18 protein-coding genes are annotated in these 19,208 nt (G+C 68.0%); 9 read left to right on the forward strand and 9 right to left on the reverse strand.

The annotated features are described in order from the left end of the window. Positions 1–4 precede the first annotated feature (4 nt). Positions 5–1,090, forward strand: a complete 1,086-nt coding sequence (locus tag A5704_RS06505) for a GGDEF domain-containing protein (protein WP_067758223.1) — start codon at positions 5–7, stop codon at positions 1,088–1,090. Positions 1,091–1,121: 31 nt separating this feature from the next. Here the strand turns inward: A5704_RS06505 and A5704_RS06510 are convergent, their stop codons facing one another. The 4 genes from A5704_RS06510 to A5704_RS06525 are packed head-to-tail and all read right to left on the reverse strand — an operon-like array spanning position 1,122 to position 5,765. Next, positions 1,122–3,014 (reverse strand): lysophospholipid acyltransferase, encoded by a 1,893-nt coding sequence (locus tag A5704_RS06510; RefSeq protein WP_067888026.1) that lies wholly within the window; start codon positions 3,012–3,014, stop codon positions 1,122–1,124. Further along, positions 3,011–4,828: a fatty acid--CoA ligase FadD11 gene (gene fadD11 / locus A5704_RS06515; protein WP_067888029.1), complete on the reverse strand. Its 1,818-nt coding sequence runs from the start codon at positions 4,826–4,828 to the stop codon at positions 3,011–3,013. The genes A5704_RS06510 and fadD11 overlap by 4 nt, the downstream gene beginning before the upstream one ends. 60 nt (positions 4,829–4,888) lie before the next feature. Next, the gene (locus A5704_RS06520; protein WP_067758214.1) at positions 4,889–5,362 is read right to left on the reverse strand and encodes a VOC family protein; all 474 of its coding nucleotides are present in this window, start codon (positions 5,360–5,362) and stop codon (positions 4,889–4,891) included. A 13-nt stretch (positions 5,363–5,375) separates the two neighbouring features. After that, positions 5,376–5,765 carry a helix-turn-helix domain-containing protein gene (locus A5704_RS06525; protein WP_067888032.1) on the reverse strand — a complete coding sequence of 130 codons (390 nt, stop codon included), beginning with the start codon at positions 5,763–5,765 and terminating at the stop codon, positions 5,376–5,378. Positions 5,766–5,818: 53 nt separating this feature from the next. Here A5704_RS06525 and A5704_RS06530 point away from each other — a divergent pair, with 53 nt between their 5' ends. From A5704_RS06530 to A5704_RS06550, 5 genes are all read left to right on the forward strand, one after another. Beyond that, positions 5,819–6,265, forward strand: a complete 447-nt coding sequence (locus A5704_RS06530; RefSeq protein WP_067888036.1) for a PPOX class F420-dependent oxidoreductase — start codon at positions 5,819–5,821, stop codon at positions 6,263–6,265. Beyond that, positions 6,262–7,191 carry an MBL fold metallo-hydrolase gene (locus A5704_RS06535; RefSeq protein WP_067888040.1) on the forward strand — a complete coding sequence of 310 codons (930 nt, stop codon included), beginning with the start codon at positions 6,262–6,264 and terminating at the stop codon, positions 7,189–7,191. Before A5704_RS06530 ends, A5704_RS06535 begins: the two co-directional genes overlap by 4 nt. 144 nt (positions 7,192–7,335) lie before the next feature. Beyond that, positions 7,336–8,142, forward strand: a complete 807-nt coding sequence (locus tag A5704_RS06540; RefSeq protein WP_067888043.1) for an SH3-like domain-containing protein — start codon at positions 7,336–7,338, stop codon at positions 8,140–8,142. 37 nt (positions 8,143–8,179) lie between these two features. Then, positions 8,180–8,896 carry a thiocyanate hydrolase subunit gamma gene (scnC, locus tag A5704_RS06545; protein ID WP_067761315.1) on the forward strand — a complete coding sequence of 239 codons (717 nt, stop codon included), beginning with the start codon at positions 8,180–8,182 and terminating at the stop codon, positions 8,894–8,896. Positions 8,897–8,906: 10 nt separating this feature from the next. Then, positions 8,907–9,269: a thiocyanate hydrolase gene (locus tag A5704_RS06550; protein ID WP_067761313.1), complete on the forward strand. Its 363-nt coding sequence runs from the start codon at positions 8,907–8,909 to the stop codon at positions 9,267–9,269. A gap of 87 nt (positions 9,270–9,356) precedes the next feature. Here A5704_RS06550 and dnaE read toward each other — a convergent pair whose 3' ends face one another. The 4 genes from dnaE to A5704_RS06570 all read right to left on the reverse strand — a co-directional run bounded on the left by dnaE (position 9,357) and on the right by A5704_RS06570 (position 15,440). Continuing rightward, complete coding sequence (dnaE, locus tag A5704_RS06555) at positions 9,357–12,923, reverse strand: DNA polymerase III subunit alpha (RefSeq protein ID WP_067761309.1); 3,567 nt, start codon at positions 12,921–12,923, stop codon at positions 9,357–9,359. A gap of 103 nt (positions 12,924–13,026) precedes the next feature. Next, complete coding sequence (locus A5704_RS06560; protein WP_067761308.1) at positions 13,027–13,458, reverse strand: SRPBCC family protein; 432 nt, start codon at positions 13,456–13,458, stop codon at positions 13,027–13,029. A gap of 133 nt (positions 13,459–13,591) precedes the next feature. Further along, complete coding sequence (locus tag A5704_RS06565) at positions 13,592–14,395, reverse strand: SDR family oxidoreductase (RefSeq protein WP_067761305.1); 804 nt, start codon at positions 14,393–14,395, stop codon at positions 13,592–13,594. 4 nt (positions 14,396–14,399) lie between these two features. Beyond that, on the reverse strand, positions 14,400–15,440 hold the full coding sequence (locus tag A5704_RS06570; RefSeq protein ID WP_067761302.1) for an SDR family NAD(P)-dependent oxidoreductase: 1,041 nt from the start codon (positions 15,438–15,440) through the stop codon (positions 14,400–14,402). A gap of 285 nt (positions 15,441–15,725) precedes the next feature. Here A5704_RS06570 and A5704_RS06575 point away from each other — a divergent pair, with 285 nt between their 5' ends. After that, on the forward strand, positions 15,726–16,136 hold the full coding sequence (locus A5704_RS06575; RefSeq protein WP_067761299.1) for a group 1 truncated hemoglobin: 411 nt from the start codon (positions 15,726–15,728) through the stop codon (positions 16,134–16,136). A 90-nt stretch (positions 16,137–16,226) separates the two neighbouring features. Beyond that, the gene (locus A5704_RS06580) at positions 16,227–16,850 is read left to right on the forward strand and encodes an MliC family protein (protein ID WP_067761295.1); all 624 of its coding nucleotides are present in this window, start codon (positions 16,227–16,229) and stop codon (positions 16,848–16,850) included. Positions 16,851–16,873: 23 nt separating this feature from the next. Here the strand turns inward: A5704_RS06580 and A5704_RS06585 are convergent, their stop codons facing one another. Then, positions 16,874–17,944, reverse strand: a complete 1,071-nt coding sequence (locus A5704_RS06585) for an NAD(P)-dependent alcohol dehydrogenase (RefSeq protein ID WP_082950502.1) — start codon at positions 17,942–17,944, stop codon at positions 16,874–16,876. Positions 17,945–18,240: 296 nt separating this feature from the next. On the opposite strand from A5704_RS06585, the gene A5704_RS06590 reads away from it, so the two are divergent. Continuing rightward, on the forward strand, positions 18,241–19,107 hold the full coding sequence (locus A5704_RS06590) for an AraC family transcriptional regulator (protein ID WP_197499138.1): 867 nt from the start codon (positions 18,241–18,243) through the stop codon (positions 19,105–19,107). Positions 19,108–19,208: the final 101 nt, after the last annotated feature.

Consider the following 19,208-nt stretch of genomic DNA (forward strand, 5'->3'; position numbering starts at 1 on the left):
CGGAATGCACTGGATGGGCGCGTGGTGGCGTCAGCCCGACCACTACGACTGGTTCTCCGACTACCTCGGCGCGCGCGGATTGCAGCCATTCATCCGCTACCTGATGGTCGGCATCATGTCCATCCTGATCGCGGCGACGTTGCTGATGCTGAACAGCCCGTCGGGTATGCAGACGCCGGTGCGGGGCGGCCTGGCGGTGGCGTTCATCGCCTGCCTGGCGGGCATGGCGCTGGTGTGGGCGCGACGGTGGCCCTCGCGCGTTGAATCACAAGTGTTTTCGGTGGTGGGCACGATCGGTATCGCCGCCGTGTGCGTGACCGAGGCCGACCCGCGCAGCGGGATGCTGAGTTGCGCGGCATTCGGCGGCCTCGCGGGCTATGTCGCGTTTTGTCACTCCGCCCGCCTGCTGGTCTTCACGCTCGGCACCGCCCTGGGTGCGGCCGCGGCGTGCGCCGTGCGTATCGCTACGTCCGGTGACGCATCGATGGCGGCGGCCAACTTTCTGTTGCTCGGCGCGGGGATCCTGGCGGTGCCGTTCTGCGGGCAGGTACTGGTGCACTGGCTTTCGGTGGATGCTCTGAAATCCTCGACCGATCCGCTCACCGGCTTGCGTAACCGCAGGGGGTTCTACCGATCGGCCGCGAAACTGGTAGCCGCCGACGGGCGCACCTCGTGCCTCAGTGTGCTGATGGCCGATCTCGACAATTTCAAGCGGATCAACGACACGCACGGCCACGCGACCGGGGATCGCATCCTGGTGTCCGTCGCCGACAACCTGCGGCGGATCGGCAACGACAGCACGGTCATCGCGCGGGTGGGCGGGGAGGAATTCCTGGTCGCCGAGATGGCCGGCACTTCCGAAGCCCTCAAGACCGCCGAAGCGATGCGGCTGGCGATCGCCGCGACACCCTGGGGTGTCACGGCCAGCCTGGGTGTCAGCAGCATCCAACTGCGGGCACCAAGCGAAAGCACCGAACGGCAGGTGATCGAGCGCCTGGTCCACGCGGCCGACCTGGCGATGTACGAGGCGAAACGCGCGGGCGGCAACCAGGTTCGCCATGCCGACATGCCGGTCCCGCCCACGCGCTGAGGCGCAATGGCACTCTCCGCAGAAAGCCCGCCTAGCGCGCCCCGGCCAGCCCCGCGATGGTGTTCACGCGCCGGACGGCCGTGGCTATCTCGTCGGCGAACTCGCGGCGCCGCTGGGCGATGTCGACGTCGGAGAACCCGTCCACCAGCTCGCGATGCCGGGCCAGCCGCAGCGCGGTCTTGAACAACTCCATCGACCTCGACTCGGCGCTGGCGATCCTGCGTTGCAGCTCCCACTGCTTGCCCACCTCGAGGCAGTCGGCGAGAAAGGCCTTCTCGTCGAACGATTCGTCGTCGAAGGCGGCCAGCCGGTCGGCGACGATGTGGTAGGCGTCCAGGAACGGCCGCAGCACCAGGTGCGCCAGCAGCAGGTCGGCCTTCTCCAGCAGACCACGCACGTCGGCCGCGTTGGCCGCCTTGCTGGTGTCCTCCACCCGCCCGATCAGACGCACCTCGTCGGCGAGCTCCTTCTCGAATTGCGCGCGCGCCGAGAACAGGAACTCGAACTTCAGCAGCTCGCGCAGCCGCAGCGCCTCGTCGCGCACCGTCGTCGGCTCCACCAAGCCGTCCACCGAACCCTCGGCGTCCTCGATGGCGGCCAGCAGTGCGGTCTCGGCGATAGCACGGTCGACCACGATGTGGATGGCCGTGTTGCGGTAGAACGCGGCCACCAGGTGCTGCTCGGCCCCGATGCCCCAGACGGGTTCGGTGCCGGCGTCATACACGCTGACGACGCCCGAGGCGACCATTTGATGCAGCGCCCAGCGGATGGTCGAGCGGTTCGTCAGGTCGGCGGCGCCGGCGACGCACCAGTTCCGCGCCCCGATGTAGCTGGCGAGCGGTCGCACGGTGGCCAGCACCTCGCTGATGGACAGCGACCGGTCCGCACCCAGCAGCGCGAGGCTAACCACCGCGGTCGGCGTGACCGGGGTGGCGCGGTTGATCCGGTGCTCGACATCGAGTGCGATGCGTTCGATCTCGGTGCCCGTCCCGGACTCCTCGGCGCGCAGCTCCTCGAGGCGCTTGCGCAGCGGCAGCGGTTCGCCGAAGTCCAGGTAGGCGCGCCCGAGCCGCTCCCCCTGCTGGCGCGCCAGCCGGATCAGGAAACGAAAGTCCTCTGGCCGCTTCGTGGCGCCGTAGGCCTCGGTGGTCATCGCCTCCACCTCGTGCAGCTGGTCGTACACGATCGAGGTGGGCACCAAATAGACTTCGGGACCGTCGATTTCGTCGACGGCGTCGCTGATGTAGCGCAGGATGCCGTAAACGGGGGGCCGCAGCTTGCCGGTTCGCGTGCGGCCGCCTTCGATGGACCAGGTGAGGTTGGCGTGGTTCTGCACCAGCTGCGCGGCGTAGGCGCGTAACACGAAGCGGTACACCGGAATGTCTTTGGTCTGGCGCCGGATGAAAATCGTGCCCGTCCGCTTGGCCCACGCGCCCATCGGAAAGAAATTCAGGTTCGCGCCACCGAAGGTGAGCGCCGGGGAAAGCCGGTTGGCCTGGATCACCTCCGGCAGCAGCAGGCCGTCGAGATAGGAGCGATGCGAAAAGGCAAACGCCAGAGTCGCTTTGCGATCCAGCTTGCGCAGCTGCGCGATCTGGTCCTCGTCGACCAGGACGTCGTAGGCGCGCATCAGCCAGCGACTGAAGCTGCGCCACGCCCGGACCGCCCGCTCGTCCAGCGACGGCGCCATCTCCCTTAGGTAGCCGGCGGCCTCGGCGCGCACGCTGGCCAGGTTGCGCCCGAGCTCGTCGGCCAGGCCGCCCAGCCGCTCGTCATACCACGGGGCCGCAAGCAGCTGGACGACCTCCGCAGGGTCCGTCGTCAGCGGTGTCGTCGCCTCCTCCACGACGCCGGTGCGCTGCAGCAACTTTCGCACGCCGACCCGACCGAACTCGCGGGCCGTAGTCCCCGGGCCCCCGCTCATGCCGGCTGCACCGTCGCCGCCGACGGCTCGTGCACGTCCGGGTGGAGTTCGGGCGCGTAGAGTTCCTCGATCTGGCTCGCGTACTTCGCCATGATCGGCTTGCGCTTGAGCTTCATGGTCAGCGTGATCTCGTCTCCCCCGGGCTCCCAGAGTGACGGCAGTATTCGGAAGCGCTTGATCTGTTCCACGCGTGACAGCTTCGCGTTGCCCTCGGCCACACCCGCGGCGATGCGGGCGACGACCTCCGGATGGGCCGCCAGCGCCGCGGGCGACGCGTCGCCCAGGCCGTGCTGCGCCGCGTAGGGGCCGACCGATTCGGCGTCGAACACCATGAGCGCGGCGTTGTAGGGCCGTCCGTCACCGATCGTGATCATCACGCCGACCATCGGGCACGCGGCCAGCACGGTGTTCTCAATGTTGGCCGGCGACATGTTCTTTCCGGCGGCGTTGATGATCAACTCCTTCTTGCGGTCGATGATCCTCAGGTAGCCCTCGTCGTCGACCTCGATGATGTCACCGGTGTGCAGCCAGCCGTCGGCGTCGACGGCCTCCGCGGTCTTGGCGGGTTCCTTGCGGTAGCCCTTCATCACCAGCGGGCCACGCACCAGGAACTCGCCGTCGTCGGCGACCTTGCCCTCCAGCCCGGGCAGCAGCTTGCCGACGGTGCCCAACCGCGCGTCGCGAGGGTGGCTGACGCTGGCGACGCAGCTCAGCTCCGACATCCCCCACACCTCGGCGATCGGGATGCCGATGCCGAGGAAGAACGCCAGGGTCTCCCTGGGGATGGGGGCCGCGCCGGACACCGCCCAGCGGAGTTCGCCGAAGCCGAGCCGCTCGCGCAGCTTCGACAGCACCAGCTCGTCGGCCTGGGCCCATTCGGCGGCCAGCTCGTCCGACATCGGCTCGCCGGCCACCAGGGCGGCGGCCCGCTTGCCGGCCACCGACATCGCCCACTGCAGCGCCTGCCGCTTGACCTCGTCGGTCTCGCTGGTGACGGCGAATTCGATTCCGGCCTTGAGCTTTTCCCACACCCGCGGCACGCCGCCCCACACCGTGGGCCGCACGTCGGGCAGCGCGGCGGCGATGGCACGGACGTCCGAGACGACGGTGACCTGGGCGCCGAAGACCTCCAGGCCGTACAGGCCCATCACCCGGTCGGCGATGTGCGCTGTCGGCAGGTACGACGTGACGCGGTCACCGAACTGGGACGGGAGGACGGCGTTGAGGGCGTACGCCTCGAAAAGCAGGTTGGCGTGCGTCATCTCGACGCCCTTGGGGTTGCCGGTGGTCCCGGAGGTGTAGATGAGCGTGACGACGTCGTCCGGCCGCACCGCCCGCCAGGTCGCCTCGAAGTCGAAGCCCTCCCGCGCGGCGGCGTAGACGTCGTCGACCGACATGGTGCCCGGTGGCGAGCCGTCGATGCAAACGATGTGCTCGATCGGTGCGCCGCTGGCGCGGATGCGGTCCACGTACTGCTCCTCGCAGATCGCGACCCGGGTTCCCGCGTTCTCGAACAGGTAGGTCAGCTGTTCGGCGGGCAGCGTGTTGTAGACGGAAAATGAAGTGGCGCCCAGGTGTTGGGCGCCGATCTCGAAGGGGTAGAACTCGATGCGGTTGGCCATCATCAGCGAGACCGTGTCGCCGGGCCCGACGCCCAAGCCCGCCAGGCCGGCGGCCACCTTGCGCACCTGCGCCGCGAGCTCGCGCCACGTCATGGTCTGGGTGTTGCCCGGGGTGCGCAGCGCGACGGCGTCCGGATCGATCGACGCGTTGCGCTGGAACGCCTCGCATAGGGTGATGGGACGCTCGGTCATGGGTGTCCTCTCAGCTGTGCCTTCGTGAGCGTACGTCCGCGATCGGAGACGCGGAATGGATCACGCCGGATCCGGGCGCCAGAGCTGCACCGTGCTCGAAATGCCGGCCGGCAACTCCAGCAGTTCGATGGGTGTGCCGTCGGGGTCGTAGATGAAGAACATCCGCACCCCGCCGATGTCGACGGGCGGCTCGGCCCGCACGCCGGGGTGCTCGCGCCGCACCGCGTCGTAGGTGGCATCCAGGTCGTCGACCCGGAACGAGACGTTGGTGTAGCCAAGGTGCGGTCCGCTCGGGCAGTCGGGGACGGCGCCCAACGACAGCAGTTCGACCATCGCGGAGCCGACCAGCCCGCCGACCATGCGGCCCCGTTGCGCGGCCCCGCCGGTCACCGAGTCCAGTCCCGCGCCGTCCAGCTCGACGTCGAAGACGACGTCCATGCCCAGCACCGCGGTGTAGAACGCGCGCGACGCCTCGATGTCCGAGACGCCGATGCAGACGTGGGAGAAGTTGCGCACGGCGATGGGCTGGGTCATGGAGCTCCTTTGCTCAGGCGGGCAGCGCGGTGTGAATCCCGCACGTGCACGCGTCGATTGAGGGACACGTGCAGCGCATCCCCCATTCGATCACGGCACGGGCCCGGGCCAGCGCCTCCATCTGGGCATCGATTTCGGCCAGCTTGGATTCGGCCAGCGCCCGGCTGACGGGCCGCCCCGGCGCGTCGTCGGCGAAGAGCAGCTGGATCTCCTCCAGTGCGAAGCCGGCCGACTTGCAGAGCCGGATCACGTCGAGCCGGGCCAGCACCGAGTCGTCGTAGCGGCGCTGCCCGCCCAGCCGGCCCGGCGGGGGCACCAGCCCGATCTGTTCGTAGTAGCGCAGGGTGGTCGCCGCGACGCCGGCTTGGCGCGCCACCTCACCGATCGTGAGCCGAGCACTCATCGGGCCTCCTCGACGCTTGACTTAGAGCCAACTCTAAGTCGTTGACTGGGGGCATGCACACACATTCACTCGACGGACTGGGCGCGGCGCGCTACGCGCTGCTCCGATCGTTCCGCCGCGACGGCACCCCGGTCGACACCCCGGTCTGGTTCGGGCTGGACGGCGGCGCGCTGCTGTTCCGCACCAAGCGCGGACCGAAGACCAACCGGCTGGCCGCGCGCGGCGACGTCGAACTCACCGCGTGCGACCATCGGGGCCGGGTCCGCCCGGGCGCGACGACGGTCGCGGGCCGCGCCACCATCCTCTCGGGGCCCGACGCCGAGCGGGCGAATCGCCTCCTGCACCGCCGCTACGGCTGGCAGTGGAACATCGTGCCGCTGATCAAGGTCCCGGGCGTCACGAACGTGCACCAAGATTTGTGCGTGCGCGAGAAGCTGCGCCGCGCGCGCGACCGCGGCGTGTGGGCCGACAGCGTCATCGTCCGGGTGGAGGTGCCATGACGCACGACCCGGTCCGCTCCCCCACCCTGCGCCAATGCTGCGCCGCCGCAACCGGATTGGTCTGGGGCGCGGTGCGTCCCAAGCGGCCCGACGACCGGTTTCTCCGCGGTGTCACCGACGCGGGCCTGCCCGAGCCCCGGCGCACCGTAACGGTGGTCGCGCTGCCCCAGGTGCCGCGCTCGGTGCCCACCCCGGCAATCGTCGAGGGCACCTTCGCACCCACCCGCGTCGACAACTCGATGACGTCGTTCGTCGTCACCCACCCGGACGCCACCTTCATCGTCGATCCGGCCGTGTGCCGCGACGTCGAGCGCCGCGCGATCGCCCAACTACCCGCGGTGCTTCGCGTCGCGGTCCGTCCGCCCGCCGACACGGTTCCCACGATCACGGCCCTGACCCGGCTGCCCGAGACGCCGGCGTTGGACTTCGCCCTGCCGACTCACGCGCACTGGGACCACGTGTCGGGTCTGCTGGACCTGCCGGATCTGCCGGTTCATCTGCACCGCACCGAACGGGACTGGATCGATTCGGGTCCGGTGGCGCCGGTCGGCGGCGTTCGCGATTCGCTGCGCGGCCGGCCCGCCGTCGACTACGAGCTCGACGGGCCGCCGGTGCTGACCTTCACCCGGAGCCACGACCTGTTCGGGGACGGCTCCGTCCTCCTGGTCGACCTGCCCGGACACACTCCCGGCAGCGTCGGAGTGCTCGCCCACACGGCGTGCGGGTGGGTCTTGATCGCCGGCGACGCGGCCTGGCATTGGTTGCAGATCGAGAAGGTGCGCCAAAAGTCGAGTTACCCGGGTGTTTTGGTGGACGAGGACCGCGAGGAAGCCTTCCGGACGCTGCAGCGACTGCACCTGGCCCGGCACTCGGTGACGATCATCCCCACCCACGACCACGAGGCGGCGCTCGGGTTGTCCGCGTAGCCCCCCGCACAATGGGGCGCGACGGTGTGACCGGCGGCGGTCCACAGATTCCCCACACTCGGATGACCCCCGCGATGTTACGGTGGTCTTCGGGTTATGCACTCTCGCTTCTACTTTGAGGTAGCGATCGTGGCGAATTCTGTTATGGGCGACTTGGTCAGCCAACTGCGCGTCGCCCTTCACCGGTTGCAGGACTGGGCCTACCCGGACGAGATAACTCACGATCGCTTCCGCGCCTTCATGAAGACGCCCCACGACGTCGGCGGCGAGCCGGACGCTCCGGCGGTCTTCGAGGAGAAGGAGGAAGAGCAGTGGGAACTCAACACGTTTGTCACGTGTGAGGTGCTCGGCTGGCGGGGCATCTGGACATCGGAGGAGCGCAGACGGCTCGGCAACGTCGATGTCGGGAGGATGCTTTATCAGGGTTTCCCCTACTACGGCCGTTGGGTTTTGGCGATTGCCCGGTGCCTCATCGACAAACGCCACATCACCCTCGGTGAGTTGATCGAACGAGCGGCCGAAGTAGGTGGGCGCGCGGCGGCCGGTGCGACGCCGCCGGAGCCGGCGCCTCACACTGTCGGCGACGCGGCCGCGGTGCCCAGGAACCGCCATCACGTCGAGGCCGTCGGCAAGGGCGATCCGCAGTGCTTCGATGGCCTCGCCGGTGACGCGCGGTTCGCGGTCGGCGACCCGGTGGTGGTGCGGGATCTGCCCACCATCTTCTACACCCGCACCCAGGAATACCTGCGGGGCAAGCCGGGCACGGTCGTCCGGGTGTCGTACGAGAGCCCGGCCCCCGAGGACGAGGCGTTCGACCGCGAAGATCAGCGGCCGGAGTGGTTCTACATCGTTCGCTTCAAGATGGCCGACCTCTGGGACCCCTATGCGGGCCCGCCGAACGACACGCTGCAAGCGGAGATATCCGAGCGGTGGCTGCAGCCGGCTTCTTAGCCGAAGCCGTCACCCATTCACCAACCAGGATGGCGAGATGACAGAGCACACCGACGCGGCCCACGAACCCGAGCGCCACGCGGCACCGATGGTCGAAGAGGTCACCGACTTCGAAGTGCTGGAAATCGCCCTGCGCGAGCTGGCAATCGAGAAGGGCTTGTTCACCGCCGAGGATCATCGGCGCTACACCGAGTTCGTCGAGCAGATGGGCCCTGCGCCGGGCGCCCGGCTCGTCGCGAAGGCGTGGGTGGACCCCGACTTCAAACGGCTGGCCCTGCAAGACGGCGTCGCCGCCAGCCGCGAGGTCGGCATCGACTGGCTCCATCCGACCGGCTTCGGCACACCCAGCGACTTCACCGCACTGCACATACTCGAGGACACCGAGACGCTGCACCACGTGATCGTGTGCACGCTGTGCTCCTGCTACCCACGCCCGCTGCTGGGGAACTCACCCGAGTGGTACCGGACGCCTAACTACCGGCGCCGCATCGTGCGATGGCCCCGCCAAGTCCTGGCCGAGTTCGGCCTGTACCTGCCGGAGGACGTCGAGATCCGGGTCGAAGACTCGAACTCCAAACACCGGTTCCTCGTCCTGCCGCTCCGGCCGGCAGGCACCGATGGGTGGAGCGAGGAGCAACTCGCCGAAATCGTGACGCGCGACTGCATGATCGGCGTCGCCCTGCCCAGGCCCGGCGTGACCTCGAATATCGACCGCCCCGTGCATCCGGCCGTCCGCCCCGCCGAGAACTACTGAGGGCCCGCCGATGTCTGCGGAGATCGACGTCACCGCCGTCCGGGTGCCGACGCTGGAGCAGGTCGCCGAACGCGATCAGGTGTGGGCACGGATGGCGGAGAAATATGGCGTGAGCAACCCGGTGCCGCCCTGGAAGTCCAGCCTCGACGGGATGTGCGAGGCGCTCGACCGGCAGGGCACGGCGCTGGAGCTCTTGATGCGCCGGACCGACGAGGATCGCCTCGGCGAGGAGGTGTACGTGGCCCTGCCGTATCCGGAGAGCCAGCTGGTCGCGCTGGCGCACTCCCTGGTTGCCCGCAATGTCATCGACGAGGCGGCGCTGGCTCAACGCATGGAAGCGGTCCGTGCGCGGCTGCAGGCCGGCGACGCCTGACGAAAGGGACGGCGAGCCCGCGAGTGTGCGGTTACTTTCACGTTCGGCCGCGAGTGTGAAACCACATTCGCACTCGGCGGCGCCAGGCTAGCCGCCCAGGCATCCCGGGCCGAGCAGTTCCTTGAGGTCTCCCATCAGCGCCGGCGAGGGCGTCACCCGCAGCGACGGGTCCAGCTCCAGGGTGGTGATCCGGTCCCCGCTGATGAGCCGCAGGTGCACCTGGGCGGTCCCGGGGTGGCGCGCCAGCACCTGCTTGAGGGCGCTGACCTTGTCGATGGTGCACTGCCGGGTCGGCAGGCTGACCGCGATCGGCCGGTTCGGCTGGGCATTGGAGAAGTCCGGCACCACAAGCTCGTTGGCGATCAGGCTGATGCGGTCGTCGCGGATGGCCACCTTGGCGTTGATCAGCACCACCGCGTCGTCGGCGATGTCGGCGCCATAGGCGGAATATGCGTGCGGGAAGAACATCACCTCGATGCCACCGGTGAGGTCTTCCAATTGCGCCGACGCCCAGGGCATTCCGTTCTTGTTGACCCGCCGGTTGACCGACGCCAGGATGCCGCCCACGCGCACCTGCGTCTCGTTGGGGACGTCGCCGTCCAGGATGGCCGGGATCTGGGTGTCCACCTGGGCGGCCAGCAGGTGCGCCACGCCATTGAGGGGATGACCCGACACGTACAGGCCCAGCATCTCGCGCTCCAGCGCCAGCTTGTGTTTGTCTTCCCATTCGTCCTCGGGCACCTTGATGGTGAACACCGACTCGGTGCACCCGTCATCGCCGCCGAACAGGTCGAATTGCCCCATCGCCTCGGCCTTTTTGGTGCCCAGCACCGAATCGACGGCATCGGTGTGCACCAGGAAGAGGCCCTTGCGGGCATGGCTCAGCGAGTCGAACGCGCCGGCCTTGATCAACGACTCCGTCACCTTCTTGTTGCAGGCCGAGACATCGATCTTGTTCAGGTAGTCCGAGAAGTCGGTGAACTTCCCCTTCTCGTTGCGGGTCTTGATCAGCGAACCGACCACGTTCGCGCCGACGTTGCGCACCGCACCCAGCCCGAACCTGATGTCCTGGCCGACCGACGCGAAGTTCACCAGGGACTCGTTGACGTCCGGCGGCAGCACGGTGATGCCCAGCTTGCGGCAGTCGGCCAGGTACACCGCGGCCTTGTCCTTGTCGTCGCCCACCGAGGTCAACAGCCCGGCCATGTATTCGGCCGGGTAGTTGGCCTTCAGGTAGGCCGTCCAGTAGGACACCAGGCCGTAGCCGGCCGCGTGCGACTTGTTGAACGCGTAGCCGGCGAAGGGAAGGATGGTGTCCCACAACGCCTTCACCGCTTTTTCGGAGAACCCGTTGGCGGTCATGCCATCGTAGAAACCCTTGTACTCGGCCTCGAGCACCTCGAGCTTCTTCTTGCCCATTGCTTTGCGCAGCGCGTCGGCCTTGCCCATCGTGTAGGAGGCGACCTTCTGGGCGATGAACATGATCTGCTCTTGGTAGACGATCAGACCGTATGTCTCCGAGAGGATCTCGCGCAGCGGCTCCTCGAGCTCCGGGTGGATCGGTTTGATCGCCTGGCGGTTGTTCTTGCGGTCGGCGTAGTCGTTGTGGGCGTTCATGCCCATCGGGCCCGGGCGGTACAGCGCCAGCACCGCGACGATGTCGTTGAACTCGGTGGGTTGCATGCGCCGCAGCAGGTCGCGCATCGGGCCGCCATCGAGCTGGAACACCCCCAGGGTGTCGCCGCGGCCCAGCAGCTCGTAGGTCGGCTTGTCGTCGAGCGGCACCGATTCCAGGTCGAGGTCGATTCCCCTGTTGGCCTTGATGTTCTCCAGCGCGTCGCCGATGATCGTCAGGTTGCGCAGGCCCAGGAAGTCCATCTTCAGCAGGCCGATGGCCTCGCACGACGGGTAGTCCCAGCCGGTGATGATGGCGCCGTCCTGCGGCCGCTTCCACAACGGAATGGCCTCGGTGAGCGGCTCGCTGCTCATGATCACCGCGCACGCGTGCACGCCGGCGTTGCGGATCAGCCCCTCCAGGCCGCGCGCGGTCTGGTAGATGGTGCGCACGTCGGGATCGGTTTCGATCAGGCCGCGCACCTCGGCGGCCTCCTTGTACCGCTCGTGGTTCGGATCGGTGATGCCCGACAGCGGGATGTCCTTGGCCATGATCGGCGGCGGCAACGCCTTGGTGATCCGGTCGGCGATGGCGAAGCCGGGTTGGCCGTAGTGGATTCGAGCCGAATCCTTCAGCGCCGCTTTGGTCTTGATGGTGCCGAAGGTGATGACCTGGGCCACCCGGTCCTGGCCCCACTTGTCGGCGGCGTAGCGCACCATCTCACCGCGCCGGCGGTCGTCGAAGTCGATGTCGATGTCGGGCGCCGACGGCCGCTCGGGGTTGAGGAACCGCTCGAACAGCAGGCCGTGCGGGATCGGGTCGATGTTGGTGATGCCCAGCGCGTAGGCCACCAGCGAACCGGCCGCCGAACCGCGGCCCGGCCCCACCCGGATGTCGACCGAGCGGGCGTAGTTGATCAGGTCGGCGACGATGAGGAAGTACGACGGAAAGCCCTTGTCGCAGATGACCTTGATCTCGTATTCGGCCCGGTCGATGTAGTCCTGGCCGACACCGGACGGGAAACGCCGCCGCAGCCCGGCCATCACCTCGTGGTGCAGCCAGGACGCCTGGTCGTGTCCCTCGGGCACCGGGAAGATGGGCATCCGGTCGCGCGGCGCCCACACGTCGTCGTAGGGCTGCACGCGCTCGGCGATCAGCAGCGTCGAATCGCACGCGCCCGGCACCGTCGCGTCCCATATCTGGCGCATCTCGGTGGCCGACTTCAGGTAGTAGCCGTCGCCGTCGAACTTGAACCGGTTGGGGTCCGACAGCGTCTTGCCGGTCTGCACGCACAGCAGCGCCTCGTGGTTGTGCGAGTGGTCGCGGGTGACGTAGTGGCAGTCGTTGGTGGCCAACGGCGGGATGCCGAGCTTGCGGCCGATCTCGAGCAGGCCGTCGCGGACCCGCTGCTCGATGGACAGGCCGTGGTCCATCAGCTCGAGGAAATAGTTGTCGGCGCCAAAGATCTCCCGCCACTTGGCGGCCGACTCCAGCGCCTCGCGGTCATGCCCGAGCCGAAGGCGGGTCTGCACCTCGCCCGACGGGCACCCGGTGGTGGCGATGATTCCCTCGGCGTGTTCGGCGATGAGCTCGGCGTCCATCCGCGACCACTTGCCGAGCTGGCCCTCGAAGGAGGCCAGCGAGGACAGCTTGAACAGGTTGCGCAGGCCGGTGGCGTTCTCGGCCACCATCGTCAGGTGCGTGTAGGACCCGCTGCCCGACACGTCGTCGGACTTCTGTCCGGGGTCACCCCACGTGATCCGGCGGGTGTCGAAACGCGAGCCAGGCGCGATGTAGGCCTCGACCCCGATGATCGGCTTGATCCCCGCCTTGGCCGCGGCGTTGTAGAACTCGCTGGCGCCGAACATGTTTCCGTGGTCGGTCATCCCGACCGCGGGCATTCCCAGCCGCTCCACCTCGGCCAGCATAGGCGTGATCTTCGCGGCCCCGTCCAGCATCGAGTACTCGGTGTGGTTATGCAGGTGCACGAACGACGACTCGCGACGAACGCTTGCGTGAGGAGGAATCGAACCTGTCATAGGGACGCCAGTCTATGACTGAGCACCGACGGGTTTCGGGCGTGTCGCGAAGTGTGTCTGCTATTGATTCGCGGCGACCCGCCGCGTGCAGACACCCGGCGCTCTAGCCGTACAGCTCGACGAAGTTCTTCAAAGACTTCTGCACGTCGCCCTTGACCGCCCGCGCGGCCGCCGAACCGACCGGGCCGAACAACGCCCGCCCGCCCAACTCGAGGCGCAGGCCCAGCGTCGATCCCTCGTCGGCGGCCCGCACGGTGAGCGTCACGGCGTACTTGGCGCCACCCTTGCCCGAACCCGAGAGCGCCACCTCATGGGGCGGGTCCCACGTCGTCACCGTCCATGTCACCCGGTTGCGGAAACCCTTGGCCCGGGCCACGCCCACCACCTGGACACCCTCTCCGAGTTCCTCGGGCAGATCACTGCGCCACCCTTCGTGCATCACCAGCCAGTCGCCCAGGTCCGACAGGTCGGAGACGTGATCCCACATTTCCTGCGGGCTCATCGGCATGTCGGCGGTCAGGTCAACGGCGGCCACGCGATTCCTCCTTGCTCCCCGGTGAACGCCACGCTGGCGTGACACTCGGTGCTCAATGCCACGCTGGCGTGTCCCCCGCAAGCGGGAGGTGCCCCCAGCTCGCCAGCACGGGGGTGCCCCAGCTCGGCGAGGCTCAGCGGTTTGGTCCGCCGCGAAAGCGGTTGCCGATCCGGATCCCGGGCAGCAGCAGGCTGCGCGGGGCGAACCGGCCGCCGGTGCTGACGACCTTGGGCACGACGCCGGGCACCACGGTGCGCCGGCCGGACAGCATGCCGCCGATCGCCGCCTCGGCGACGTCGCGGGGCGAGACCTGCGCGATGGGGATGCTGAACCGCTCGGCGTTGGCGATCTCCGCCCATTCGGTCGGCACCGGCCCGGGGCACAGGCACGTGACCGACACCCCGGTCCCGTGCAACTCCTCGTGCACCGCCTCGGAGAACGTCTGCACGAACGCCTTGGTCGCCGAATAGACCGCCATGTAGGGCACCGGCTGGAAGCCGGCGATCGACGCGATGTTCATCACCGCCCCGGCCCCGCGCTCGACCATGCCGGGCAGGGCCGCGTGGGTGAGCTCCATCAGCGCCAGCGAGTTGAGGGTCACCTCCTCGCTTTCCCGCTCGAGCGGCAGCTCGTGGAAGACCCCGCTGGTGCCGAACCCGGCGCTGTTGCACAGCCCGGCGATGGGCTCGGCGCGCAGCCGATCGGCCAGCTTGGCGCGGCCCTTGGGATCGCCGAGGTCCAGCGGCAGCACCTCGACCGCCACCGAGTATTCCTGGCCCACCTCGTTGGCGAGTTCGTCGAGACGCTCGCGGCGCCGCGCCACCAGCAGCAGCGGGAAGCCCCGGCGGGCCAGCCCGCGAGCCAGTTCGGCGCCGATGCCGGACGAGGCGCCGGTGATGACGACAGTGGTCTGAATGTCGGGTTTCGGAAGGCTCATGATGTCACCAATGTATCCCGCGAGTCGCCCGCACAAACGTCTCGCTGCGTTTGTCGAATTGCGGTGAGTCGCTTGATGATTCGTCCCCCTTGGCGGCATGGGAGTCGCCGAACATGGCGAACGCGCGGTTGCGCACCCGGTCCATCACCGCCGGGTTCACCGCGTCGGCGACGGCGGCGAATTGACCGAACGGCGAGCTGGCCCGGCGCGGCCGGTGCACAATCGCGTCCGCGATCACCCCGGCCGCCTGATCCGGCGTCAGCGCCGGGAACTTGTCGTACAGGGTGGTCGGGCTGATCATCGGGGTGCGCACCAGGGCCATGTGCACGGTGGTGAACTTCACGCCGTCGTTGACGGTCTCGGCCTGCAGGGAGTCGCACAGGCTGTCCAGCGCGGCCTTACTGGCGATGTAGGCGCCGAAGCGCGGCGCGCGGGTCTGCACCCCGACCGAGGAGACGTTGATGATGTGCCCGAAGCCGCGCTCCCGCATCCCCGGGATGAACTTGAGGATGAGCTGGACCGCGCCCAGATAGTTCAGCTGCATGGTCCGCTGATAGTCGTGGATCCGGTCGTAGGACAGCTCCAGCGAGCGCCGGATGGACCGCCCCGCGTTGTTGATCAGGATGTCGACGCTGCCCAGGTCGCTGAGCACCTGGTCGGCCATCGCGGCGATCGCGTCCATGTCGGTCAGGTCGCACGGGTAGACGTGGGCGCTGCCGCCGTTGCCTTCGATTTCAGCGGCGACCTTCTCCAGGTTCTCCCGGGTGCGCGCGACGAGCACCACCTCACCGCCCGCTTCCGCAATCCGCTTCGCGGCGGCCTCCCCGATGCCCGACGATCCCCCGGTGATCAGGACGGTCTTGCCACTGACCGCCTCGTCGAGCGTGCGTCCCTGCACCGCGTCGAGCAGATTCCTCAGATAGAACGGCCGGTAGCGGCCCGCGGAGTTGGGGGTGTTGACGATGTGGGACACCGCCGCGATCGGCTTCTCCACCAGATTCGCGAGCGGCTTTTCGACCATGTTGGTGATGTCGCCGAGATTCATTGGCTTTCGCTCCTGATGATGTCGGCCCCCCGACCGCAACTGGCCTGCCCGTTGACCACGACCGCCTTGCGGGGCTGTGTGAATGTTGTGACGCGAGTCATAAAGCCAACCTAGGACATCAGCGCCCCCACTCGATGCAGATTTCCGGCATGTAAAGCGCGCCGCACATCTCACGCCGCGGCGGGCGGGGCCGTCATGGGTGAGCAATCCGGTTGTTACGCAAGGACATCCGAGCGTGATTGCGAACTAACTGGTGGGCAACGCCGAAATGTTCCAATCGGACTTATGAAAATTCTGGCACGCTTCCACAAGCCACAGCCGGGCACCATCTACGACCGGATCGGCGGCCACGAGGCAATCGAAGTCGTGGTCGAGGACTTCTACGTTCGTGTGCTCGCCGACGACCAACTCGCGGGCTTTTTCACCGGGACCAACATGAACCGGCTCAAGGGCAAGCAGGTCGAGTTCTTCGCCGCCGCGCTCGGGGGCCCCGAGCCCTATACCGGCGCGCCGATGAAGCAGGTCCACCAGGGGCGCGGGATCACCATGTACCACTTCAACCTGGTGGCCGGGCACCTGTCGGACGCACTGGCCGCGGCCGGGGTGCCGTCCGAAACGGTCACCGCGATCATCGGCGCGATCGCGCCGCTGGCCCCCGAGATCGCGACGGGCGAGGCCAACACGGCCACGGTCTGACCGTCCCCGCCGGGATCGCCGCGGCGGTTGCGGTCGCGCATTTCGGCGTGTCGCGCCGACGGTGCGCCCGGCAGGCGGTAGTCAGCACGTATGCGACTGCTCGCCGTCATCGTTGCGGCCCTGGTGCTGAGCGCCTGCGGCGCGAAGACGACCCCGGCGCCGGCCACCACCACGTCGGCGACCACCACTGCCCCGCCGACCGCGGCGCCGCTCGACTGCGCCACCCCGGCGAACGCGGCCCAGCGGCAGGTGTGCACCGATCCGCACCTCAGCGATCTCGACCATCGGGTCCAGGCCGCCTACCAGGAGGCGCTCGGCCGGCCCGGCGCGGACCAAGCCGCGCTGGCCAGCGCGCAGAACAACTGGGCGAGCGGGCGGGACGGCTGTGCACAAAACCCCGAGATGCGCACGTGCCTGACCGAGGCGTATCAGACGCGGCTGGTCCAGTTGGCCATCGCCGACCCCGGCACCTTGAGCCCGCCCGTCGTCAGCTACCAGTGCCCCGCGGACACCGGACCGTTGACCGCGCAGTTCTACAACGAGTTCGACCCGCCCGCGGCGGTGCTCGACTGGAAGGGCAACCAGCAGATCCTGTTCCAAGAGCCGTCCGGCAGCGGCGCCAGGTACGGCCGGCAGGGCTCGGAATACTGGGAGCACCAGGGCGAGGTCAAGCTCGACCTCAACGGCACCAAATTCGTCTGCCGCGCGCCGTGATTCGGCGCGCCGCCGGCCAGCGGTCAGTCGAAGACGACCACGGCCCGGCCGACGATGTCGCCCCGGCCCAGGGCTTCCAGGTTGTCGTTGATGTCGTCGAGCCTGACCGGGACCACGTGGTGCTTGATCAGGCCTTGGCTGGCAAGCGCGAGCACCTCCCGAAGGTCGTTGTAATTGCCCCAGAACGAGCCGAAGTACGACTTCTCTCCGCTGACGAACGGAAACAACGGGAGCTCCACCCGCTGGCCCATGAGGCCCACCTGCGATAGCGCACCCTCCGTCTCGAGAATCGCGGCCGCCAATCCCAGGGACTCCGTGGATCCGGCGCAGTCCAGTACCGCGTCGACGGTGCGTCGGCCGGTCAGGTCCTCGAGCTCGTTCTGCACGTCCTCGACGGATTTGTCCCGGACGTTCACGGTGTGATGCGCGCCGTGTTCGGTTGCGACCTTGAGTTTTTCATCGCTCCGGGCGAATCCGAGCACGGTCGCGCCGCCACCGAGTAGCCGGGCGTATTGCACCGCGTAGCTGCCCAGACCGCCGATGCCGTTGATGACGACCGTACGGCCGGCGCCGAGTTTGCCCGCGTCGCGCAACTTCTTCATGCCGCGGTACGGAGTGAGGCCCGCATCGGTCAGCGGGGCCAGGTACCGGGGGTCGGCATCCGGTTGATCGGCGACCGAGATCACGTGGTCGTACGGGGCGACCATGTACTCGGCGAAGCCCCCGTTGGGTCCGAACCCGACGAGTTGCCCGTCGGCGCACAGTTGCTGGTTGCCTTCGTGGCACTGCCGGCACGTGCCGTCCCCCCAGTTCGGGTCCACCACGACAAGGTCTCCCTCGCCGATGCCGGCGGAATCCGGCACGTCGGCGCCCACCTCGGTGATGGTGCCCGCCACTTCGTGCCCCGGGATGAACGGGAAGTCCACCGGGAGACCGTCGCGGAAGTAGCCATCCAACAGCTGATAGTCGCTGCGGCACATGCCCGTCGCGGCGACCTTGATCAGGACCTGGCTTCGCCCGACATCGGGAACCGGCACTTCGTCGATCTCCAGCGGCTGGTTGTATCCGTGCATGCGTGCTGCCCGCATCGCCATGATGTCTCCTCGATATCCGCAAGTAACCGGCGATTGCGCCGGGAATAGGTCCGCCCGAAGGATGATCAATAGCCAACCGGATGGTCGGCGGCCGCGGTACAAGATTCCTGCCCGATGTTTGCCGGTTTCGATCCCGCGCGGTGACACTCACCCAGCGAGGGCCCTCGTATTCGGCTACCTTTTTCTTTGCGGAGCGGTTCCGGCCCCCGCGGTGTGCTGACGCCAAGGGGGGTGTTGACCTGACCGCCGCCGAAAACATCGAACATCACCTCACTTCCGGTGATCTCGTCGCCGAATTGACTGCGCGCGCACCGCATCCCGGCGCGAACGTCGGGCTGTGGCCCGGTCTGACCATCTACCGATTCACCGAGCCCACCGAACCCGAGTGGCAGGAGATCCGGGGACTGTCGATCGGACTCGTCGCGCAGGGCCGCAAGGCCGTCATCGAGATGGGCCGGCGTCACGTCTACGACCAGTTCAGCTACCTGGTGATCAACGGCGATGTGCACTTTCAGAGCGAGGTGCTCGAGGCATCGCCACGCAAGCCCTGCCTATGCATGGTGCTGGAGGTGGATCCGTCTACCGTTCGCGAGATCACCGAGAAGATGCCGGGCGGGCGGGGCGCCGAGGCGGCGTCGGTACCGGAGCTCACCGAATCGTGCGTCGTCTCCGCGCTCGACGACGAAGTCATGAGCTCGGTCCTGCGGTTCGTGCGGTCGCTCTCGACCGAGGTCGACCGGCGAGTGCTGGCGCCCTTGTATCTGCGCGAGTTGGTGTATCGGGTCCTGCAGCGCGAACAGTTTGCGCGGATGCTGCACTTCGCCACCCAGCAAGCGGCCGGTAATCCCATCGGCGCGGCACTGACCTACATCAATGAGCATTGGGCCGAGCCGATCACGGTCGCGACCCTGGCCGCGGAGGTGGGCCTGAGCTCATCCGCATTCACCAGAGCGTTCCGCGAGGTGACGGGATCGTCGCCGTATCAGTACGTCAAAGACGTCCGGCTGAACCGAGCGCGCGAACTGGTTCTGGATCGAAGATGGGCCGTGACCGAGATCGCCCACCGGGTCGGCTACGTCAACGTGTCCCATTTCATCAGCGAGTTCCGAACCCGGTTCGGCGCCACGCCGCGCGGTTACGCCAGCCGCCAGTCCGCCCGCTGAGGGCCGCCGATACAAGAAAGCGACCGGATCAGTAACGGCTTCGAGGACCAGCGCCCATTCGGGGCTCACTTCGTGATGCAGTGAGAGCGCAATTGCCAACT

Origin of the sequence: Mycobacterium sp. E735 (assembly GCF_001666955.1) — a bacterium.
Classification (GTDB): Bacteria; Actinomycetota; Actinomycetes; order Mycobacteriales; family Mycobacteriaceae; genus Mycobacterium.